Source organism: Thalassolituus maritimus (genome assembly GCF_900156675.1).
GTDB lineage: Bacteria > Pseudomonadota > Gammaproteobacteria > Pseudomonadales > Oceanobacteraceae > Thalassolituus > Thalassolituus maritimus.
This window is the reverse complement of record NZ_FTOH01000020.1, coordinates 1-8,344: the sequence shown is the minus strand read 5'-3', so window position 1 is coordinate 8,344 and position 8,344 is coordinate 1. Positions and strand designations below refer to the sequence as shown.

Genomic DNA, 8,344 nt, shown 5'->3' with positions numbered 1-8,344 from the left:
AAACCCCACGTAAACGTGGGTACTATCGGTCACGTTGACCACGGTAAAACTACACTGACTGCTGCACTGACGCGCGTGTGTGCTGAAGTATGGGGCGGTGAGTCTGTTGCCTTCGACGGTATCGACAACGCACCAGAAGAGCGTGAGCGTGGTATCACCATCTCAACCTCTCACGTTGAATACGAATCACCAAGCCGTCACTACGCACACGTCGACTGCCCAGGACACGCTGACTATGTTAAGAACATGATCACCGGTGCTGCACAGATGGACGGCGCGATCCTGGTATGTGGCGCGACTGACGGCCCAATGCCACAGACTCGTGAGCACATCCTGCTGTCACGTCAGGTCGGTGTACCTTACATCACTGTATTCCTGAACAAAGCAGACCTGCTGGCTGAAGACTGCGGTGGCGCAGACTCAGAAGAATACGCAGAGATGCTGGAGCTGGTAGAAATGGAACTGCGTGACCTGCTGAGCGAATACGAATTCCCAGGTGACGACACGCCAATCATCCCAGGTTCTGCTCTGATGGCTCTGAACGGCCAGGACGACAACGAAATGGGTACGACTGCTGTTAAGAAGCTGGTTGAAACTCTGGATACCTACATCCCAGAGCCAGAGCGTGCAGTAGACGGCGCCTTCATTATGCCAATCGAAGACGTATTCTCTATTCAGGGTCGTGGTACGGTTGTAACGGGTCGTGTTGAGCGCGGTATCGTTAAGACTGGTGAAGAAATCGAAATCATCGGTATCAAAGAAACCACCAAGACTACCTGTACTGGTGTTGAAATGTTCCGCAAGATCCTGGACGAAGGCCGTGCAGGTGAGAACGTAGGTGTACTGCTGCGTGGTACTAAGCGTGACGAAGTAGAACGTGGTCAGGTACTGGCGAAGCCGGGTTCCATCACTCCGCACACCAAGTTCTCTTCAGAAGTCTACGTACTGGGTAAAGACGAAGGTGGCCGTCACACGCCATTCTTCAAAGGTTACCGTCCACAGTTCTACTTCCGTACGACTGACGTTACTGGTGCTGTTGAGCTGCCAGAAGGCGTAGAAATGGTCATGCCAGGTGACAACGTGACACTGGAAGTGACTCTGATCGCTCCAATCGCGATGGACGAAGGCCTGCGTTTTGCGATCCGTGAAGGCGGTCGTACTGTAGGTGCTGGTGTTGTAGCTAAGATTATCGAATAATCTGAGCCAATACCTTGTAGGAGGGGATCTTATCCCCGAACCTGTATCGGCTGATACGGTGTTCGCGAAGAAGCTTCGCTCTTACAGATAAAAAGCCCGCTCCGTGCGGGCTTTTTTGTGTCTGTCATTCCGCCTTTTTATTTGCTCTTCAGTCAGGTATTTGTATGTTCCTGAGGCCAGTTTTTTCGATGCCCCTGGGCTACAATGCTGTTTTTACCTGATATCAAATTAGTATGCCGCTAAGAAAGAAGTACGATTACCGAATAGCAGATATACGCGTTGGTCGCATAGTCATTGGTGCTTTGGTTGCCATTATTCAACTGGTTGCTTATCAGGTGTTGCAGCAGTACAACGCTGTTCGGATGGGCGCGACAGAGTTCTGGGACATCAGCCTGCTTGTGGATGATGTTATTCCACTTATCCCTGAGTTCGCATTTGTTTACTTTCTTTATATTCCAGGTCTGATTGTTCCGGCACTGCTCGACATGCCATTCACTTTGTATCTTCGCTACGCACTGTCGCTGGTGCTGTCCGTAGTCATTGCCTGCTTTTGTTTTGCGTTTGTGCCATTGAAGATTACTCATGAGGCGTTGATTTGTACTGACTGGACCTGTAGCGGACTGATGATGCTGCGTAGCCTTGATGCCGGGGTGAATTTGTTGCCCAGTTTGCATGCATCCCAGACTTTATTGGCGGCGATGGTTATGGTTGTCGCCAGTCATAGGTATGGCGTACGCACCTTCTGGTGGGCTTGGGGGATGTTCTTATATCTGCCGATCATTGCCTCTACGCTATTAACTAAGCAGCACTATGTGGTCGACTTGCTTGCTGGGTTCTTCGTGGGCCTCGTTACCTGGAAGCTCGCACTTCTTTTTGTCGGTGATGAGTTGATTGTCGGTGAGGAGCCCGATCAAGATGCAACTTAACTTTTTCAGGGCGCTGGCCAACGTGCTGGGGCTAACCTGGGCGCGGGTGCGTTCTGATTTCCTGTCTCACTCTTGGGTGACAATTGCGCTCGGGGTTACGGTAACGGCACTGATGTTCGTGCCTGAGGCGGATAACTACCTGAGGTTTGATCGCGCTGCCATTATTGAAGATAGAGAGTGGTGGCGTACCTTTACAGCTGTGCTTGTCCACAGCTCCTGGGATCATTACTTCTGGAACATCATTGTGCTTCTGGCCAGTAGCCTTGTGTGTGAGCAGATAAATCGGCGGGCGTTTGTTATTTATCTTATCGCAGTTATTACGATAACGGCTGCTTATAAGTTGACATTGGCTGCGCCTGGTCACATATCACTTGGCTTCAGTGGTGTTGCTTCAGGTACGTTTGTTCTTTTATTGGTGTTGATCATCGCGGAGGGGTATCGTACCCGCGACTTCTGGATGATGATTGTGACGGCCGTTATTTTAACTGTTTTTTCTGCTCATGAACTGGGCTTCTTTGGTAGTGAAAGTGGCTGGGAAATGTTAACGGGCCACTCTATTGATGCGACGCCCGGTAAGAAAACCAAGCCAGCTCACATCCTTGGAATGATCACTGGCCTGGTGGTCGGATTAGCTTACCTGCTTGCGCCAGCGATAAAGGCCAAAGCTGATAAGCGCTAAGAGCGCAGCAAAGACACCCATAGACTCTTTGTCTTCCTCAAAGTTAATGGTGTAATCCTCGTAATAGGCGACTGCACTGTCAATCTCATCGTACTTGCTGATGGTCATTACAGACGCTGTCGCCGTTCCGTCGCTGTCGGACGTTAGGAATTTAACATCGACACGAGCAAGGCCATCTTCGAAGGTCGGCTGATTTTCTACCGCCATATCGACCGGGAAGGCTATATGCACATGATTTTGTGCACAGGTGATGAAAAGGCTTCCCCCATTCAACGTTCTCGCCGTGGGGATGTCCGAGCAATCAAATTGGGCAGGGTAGGTTTCTGAAGAATCCGGGTCCAGTAACAAGTCCACAGTCAGGTTGGTCGCTTTTTCAACACTGTCTGGAAGCGTGAGTATGAGTGCTGCATAAGGGTAGGACGGACTTTTGCGGATAAGGATCGGCTCAACAGCAGCGCCTTCTGGTGCTGGTGCTGTCGCTTCCAAGCTGATGCTGCTGGCATCGCTGAAGGAAATGCTTCCGCTGGTAACCAGGCTGGTCGATTCTTCGCTGGTGAACGCCAATGGGAGTGTCAGGGGGGCTTCTGCGGACACACGCGCATCGGTGTTACTGGCTGTGATGATTCCATCAGAGCAACTGGCAGTCGCCGTTCCGTTGCCATTGAGCAGTCCATTCCCGGAAAGGGTCTCTGTGTCTGAGCAGGTAAGGCTTCCTGTTTCCGCTGAGAGAGTTGCCTCAAGTGTAACGAAGTCTTCTTCTTGTGTCGCTGGAGGCCAGGCGGTCAGAATTGCCCCTGAATTGCTGCGGGCTACTTCGAGGTAGTACTTAGTGGGCTTGGCCGGTGGAATTTCGACCGTAGTGGAGGCTGCTTCGAGGCCTTCACTGTCCAGGCGCTCAATGACCAGCGCGGTGTTTTCTTCACTGTCGGTTGCGGTCACCAGAAAGACGACGTGAACGACCGGTGTGGAAGTCTCGTCTCCGCTGCGTGGGCTTATCCGAATGATGCGTTCGTCATCCCGGTAGATGTCTCCGAAAACTTCGTTGCGGAAAGGCAGGTCGCCGCTGGCACCTTCTGGCAGGTCGGTGGAGAGTACTTCGAGAAATTTAAGGTGGTTTGGAATATTACGGATAACGAGCGCTTCGCCTTGAGCGAGTCGTTGGGTGTCCATCCAGACCATAACGAACTCGCCATCGTTGAATTCACCGTCTCTGGATAAGGTGTCCTGCGTGATTACACCTGCGTTAATAGTGGTCTCGGCGGAGGGTTCTTCGATAGGCTCTTCTGGCTCTGCTTGAGTCTGGCCCTCTCCTGTTACGGTGATATTAATAAAGCCCGTCTGAACATTGTCGGGATTATCGTCATCGTTCACTGTGTATTCAATGGCAACGACCTGTTGCTCCCCGTCATTCAAGGCATCGAAAGCACCGGCAGGGTCGAAAAGTATGTACCCGTCTTCGTCCAGTGTTGCCACGCCTGATGCCGGTTGCGTAATGATTTCGTAGGTGGGGTTACTGACTACGCCATCATACAGATCCTCATCATCGCCAATAACAATACTCTGGCTTTCTGTGGTGCTTACGTCAGCTCCGGTCACGGCGTAGGTAGGACCAAAGCCACCCCCATCGTCAGGGCATTCAGGATCTTGCGGATCGAAGCAGTCTTCTTGTTGTGGCGGATTGTCGGATGGGCAGTCGATACCATCGCATTCAACAGCATATGCATTGAGTGTTTGTAAGCTGAGCAGGAGAATAGCGCTGGAGAGGCGTTGTCTTTGATTCATTATTTTACTTCCTCTGTGTGGATGGCCAAATAATAATCAATCTGTTGTATTCTGTCTTCCCCCTCTGGGGTGAATCCTCAATCAATAAAAAACCCCGCGTGGCGAACCAGGCGGGGTTTTCAGCGTTAGGACAACTTACTTGTTGGCTTTACGCTCTTTCGCTTCTTCCATTACCTTGTCAGCAATCTGCTGTGGGCAAGGCATGTAGTGGCTGAACTCCATAGAGAACTGGCCACGACCAGAAGTGATGGTACGCAGGTGGCCGATGTAACCGAACATTTCGGACAGCGGAACGTCAGCTTTGATGCGAACACCGCTAGAGCCTGGTTCCTGATCTTTGATCATGCCGCGGCGACGGTTAAGGTCGCCAATTACATCACCAACGTTGTCTTCTGGAGAGAAGACGTCAACCTTCATGATTGGCTCGAGCAGTTGAGCGCCAGCTTTTGGCATTGACTGACGGAATGCACCTTTTGCAGCGATTTCGAACGCAACAGCCGAGGAGTCAACCGCGTGGTAGCCACCGTCGTACACGTCGATTTCAACGTCCAGTACCGGGAAGCCCGCCAGAGGACCTTCGTCCATCATGGCTTTGAAGCCTTTCTCGATGGCTGGGAAGAATTCCTTAGGAACATTACCACCCACAACAGAGGTCTTGAAGACGAAACCAGTACCTGGCTCACCTGGCTTCATGCGGTAATCGATCTTACCGTACTGACCTGAACCACCAGACTGCTTCTTGTGTGTGTAGCTGTCTTCGATCGCTGAGGTGATGGTCTCACGGTAAGATACCTGTGGAGCACCTACTTCCAGCTCAACGCCATAAGTACGCTTCAGGATGTCGACTTTAATGTCCAGGTGCAGTTCGCCCATACCTTTCAGGATGGTTTCACCAGAATCTTCGTCAGTTTCAACCTGGAATGATGGATCTTCAGCAACCAGTTTACCGATCGCGATACCCATTTTATCAACAGCGCCTTTGTCTTTCGGCTTAACTGCGATAGAGATAACCGGATCTGGGAACACCATGGCTTCCAGAGTACATTCATGTTTAGGATCACACAGGGTGTGACCAGTCTGAACGTTCTTCATGCCTACCACAGCGATGATGTCACCGGCCTGTGCTGAGGTCAGTTCGCTCTTATCGTCTGCCTGCATTTCAACCATGCGACCAATACGCTCAGTCTTACCGGTTGCAGAGTTCAGTACGGTATCACCTTTATTGATCTTACCCGAGTAGATACGGATAAAGGTCAGGGCGCCGAAACGGTCGTCCATGATCTTAAACGCCAGAGCACGGAATGGCTCGTCAGCAGATACAATGGCTTTTTCGCCAGTTGGGTTACCTTCTTCGTCGGTCAGATCCTGCGGATCAACTTCTGTTGGGCTTGGCAGGTAATCAACGACGGCGTCCAGAACCAGCTGAACACCTTTGTTCTTAAATGCAGAACCACAGTAAGTCGGGAAGAACGCCAGGGTGCGGGTACCTTCACGGATGCAACGCTTGATGTCTTCGATAGATGGCTCGGTGCCTTCTTCGAGGTATTCCATCAGCAGATCTTCGTCCATTTCAAGAGCAGTTTCGATCAGCTCCTGACGGTACATTTCTACATCATCAGCCATGTCCGCTGGGATGTCCTGCACTTCGAAGTTTTCTGGCAGGCCAGTGTCGTCCCATACGTAAGCTTTCTGAGTCAGCAGATCAACAACACCAACAAACTCGTCTTCAGTACCGATTGGCAGAACCATAACCAGTGGCTTGGCGCCCAGTACTTTCTTCACCTGCTCAACAACGCGGTAGAAGTCTGCACCCAGACGGTCCAGCTTGTTCACGAAGATGATACGCGAAACTTCTGAGTCGTTCGCGTAACGCCAGTTGGTTTCAGACTGTGGCTCAACGCCGCCTGAACCACAGAATACGCCGATGCCGCCATCAAGTACTTTCAGGGAACGATAAACTTCAACGGTGAAGTCAACGTGTCCAGGGGTGTCAATAACGTTCAGGCGGTGGCCTGCCCATTCACAGGTAACAGCAGCAGACTGAATGGTAATACCACGCTCAGCTTCCTGTTCCATGAAGTCAGTAGTGGATTCGCCGTCGTGTACTTCACCGGTTTTGTGAATTTTACCGGTCAGCTTCAGGATACGTTCCGTGGTGGTAGTTTTACCCGCGTCAACGTGGGCAAAGATACCTATGTTTCTGTATTTAGAGAGGTCTGTCATAACGTTACTCGGTTAGCAGAGTGAAATTTCGCGCGATAATGTACACGTTTTCGGCGGCGATTTCCTCACACTTTTGACTGTAAGTCCAATTAAAGCGAAAAAACCTTCGCCTGACGCCATTCTGACGCCCAGCCGGTCTTGAGGTGACGGCCTTTGTTGACAGGATTCCGCGCGCGCGTATGATGTCGGCTCTCATATATAGTCGGCACGCCGGCGAAGCTTTAGCATAAACCTTACAACCTGAGGGCCAAGACGGTGGCAAAGGAAACGTTTGAACGCTCAAAACCCCACGTAAACGTGGGTACTATCGGTCACGTTGACCACGGTAAAACTACACTGACTGCTGCACTGACGCGCGTATGTGCTGAAGTATGGGGCGGTGAGTCTGTTGCATTCGACGGTATCGACAACGCACCAGAAGAGCGTGAGCGTGGTATCACCATCTCAACCTCTCACGTTGAATACGAATCACCAAGCCGTCACTACGCACACGTCGACTGCCCAGGACACGCTGACTATGTTAAGAACATGATCACCGGTGCTGCACAGATGGACGGCGCGATCCTGGTATGTGGCGCGACTGACGGCCCAATGCCACAGACTCGTGAGCACATCCTGCTGTCACGTCAGGTCGGTGTACCTTACATCACTGTATTCCTGAACAAAGCAGACCTGCTGGCTGAAGACTGCGGTGGCGCAGACTCAGAAGAATACGCAGAGATGCTGGAGCTGGTAGAAATGGAACTGCGTGACCTGCTGAGCGAATACGAATTCCCAGGTGACGACACGCCAATCATCCCAGGTTCTGCTCTGATGGCTCTGAACGGCCAGGACGACAACGAAATGGGTACGACTGCTGTTAAGAAGCTGGTTGAAACTCTGGATACCTACATCCCAGAGCCAGAGCGTGCAGTAGACGGCGCCTTCATTATGCCAATCGAAGACGTATTCTCTATTCAGGGTCGTGGTACGGTTGTAACGGGTCGTGTTGAGCGCGGTATCGTTAAGACTGGTGAAGAAATCGAAATCATCGGTATCAAAGAAACCACCAAGACTACCTGTACTGGTGTTGAAATGTTCCGCAAGATCCTGGACGAAGGCCGTGCAGGTGAGAACGTAGGTGTACTGCTGCGTGGTACTAAGCGTGACGAAGTAGAACGTGGTCAGGTACTGGCGAAGCCAGGTTCCATCACTCCACACACCAAGTTCTCTTCAGAAGTCTACGTACTGGGTAAAGACGAAGGTGGCCGTCACACGCCATTCTTCAAAGGTTACCGTCCACAGTTCTACTTCCGTACGACTGACGTTACTGGTGCTGTAGAGCTGCCAGACGGCGTAGAAATGGTAATGCCAGGTGACAACGTGACACTGGAAGTGACTCTGATCGCTCCAATCGCGATGGACGAAGGTCTGCGTTTTGCGATCCGTGAAGGCGGTCGTACTGTTGGTGCCGGCGTTGTAGCTAAAATCATCGAGTGATGAAGCTACCTGCATCGCCTCTGCGGTGTTGTGTCATCGATTTGATTTGTCACTTACA

General features: G+C 51.4%; 6 protein-coding genes. 4 read left to right on the top strand and 2 right to left on the bottom strand.

All coding sequences use genetic code 11. The annotated features are described in order from the left end of the window. From tuf (BW941_RS17440) to BW941_RS17430, 3 genes are all read left to right on the top strand, one after another. A partial coding sequence (tuf, locus tag BW941_RS17440) for an elongation factor Tu (protein ID WP_076518238.1) occupies window positions 1-1,197 on the top strand: 1,197 nt, incomplete at its 5' end. A 233-nt stretch (window positions 1,198-1,430) separates the two neighbouring features. After that, window positions 1,431-2,123 carry a phosphatase PAP2 family protein gene (locus tag BW941_RS17435; RefSeq protein ID WP_076518236.1) on the top strand — a complete coding sequence of 231 codons (693 nt, stop codon included), beginning with the start codon at window positions 1,431-1,433 and terminating at the stop codon, window positions 2,121-2,123. Beyond that, complete coding sequence (locus tag BW941_RS17430) at window positions 2,113-2,802, top strand: rhomboid family intramembrane serine protease (RefSeq protein ID WP_076518235.1); 690 nt, start codon at window positions 2,113-2,115, stop codon at window positions 2,800-2,802. Before BW941_RS17435 ends, BW941_RS17430 begins: the two co-directional genes overlap by 11 nt. Here the strand turns inward: BW941_RS17430 and BW941_RS17425 are convergent. Together BW941_RS17425 and fusA are read right to left on the bottom strand one after the other, a co-directional pair. After that, complete coding sequence (locus tag BW941_RS17425; RefSeq protein ID WP_076518233.1) at window positions 2,752-4,584, bottom strand: Ig-like domain-containing protein; 1,833 nt, start codon at window positions 4,582-4,584, stop codon at window positions 2,752-2,754. The two genes, BW941_RS17430 and BW941_RS17425, sit on opposite strands and share 51 nt — an antisense overlap. A gap of 135 nt (window positions 4,585-4,719) precedes the next feature. Further along, window positions 4,720-6,807 (bottom strand): elongation factor G, encoded by a 2,088-nt coding sequence (gene fusA / locus BW941_RS17420; RefSeq protein WP_076518232.1) that lies wholly within the window; start codon window positions 6,805-6,807, stop codon window positions 4,720-4,722. 255 nt (window positions 6,808-7,062) lie between these two features. Here fusA and tuf (BW941_RS17415) point away from each other — a divergent pair, with 255 nt between their 5' ends. Beyond that, window positions 7,063-8,286 (top strand): elongation factor Tu, encoded by a 1,224-nt coding sequence (gene tuf / locus BW941_RS17415; protein WP_076518230.1) that lies wholly within the window; start codon window positions 7,063-7,065, stop codon window positions 8,284-8,286. Window positions 8,287-8,344 lie beyond the last annotated feature (58 nt).

Coding starts and splice junctions, on each gene's coding strand:
- fusA (WP_076518232.1), bottom strand. CDS start 6,807: ATGACAGACCTCTCTAAATACAGAAACATAGGTATCTTTGCCCACGTT.
- BW941_RS17430 (WP_076518235.1), top strand. CDS start 2,113: ATGCAACTTAACTTTTTCAGGGCGCTGGCCAACGTGCTGGGGCTAACC.
- BW941_RS17435 (WP_076518236.1), top strand. CDS start 1,431: ATGCCGCTAAGAAAGAAGTACGATTACCGAATAGCAGATATACGCGTT.
- BW941_RS17425 (WP_076518233.1), bottom strand. CDS start 4,584: ATGAATCAAAGACAACGCCTCTCCAGCGCTATTCTCCTGCTCAGCTTA.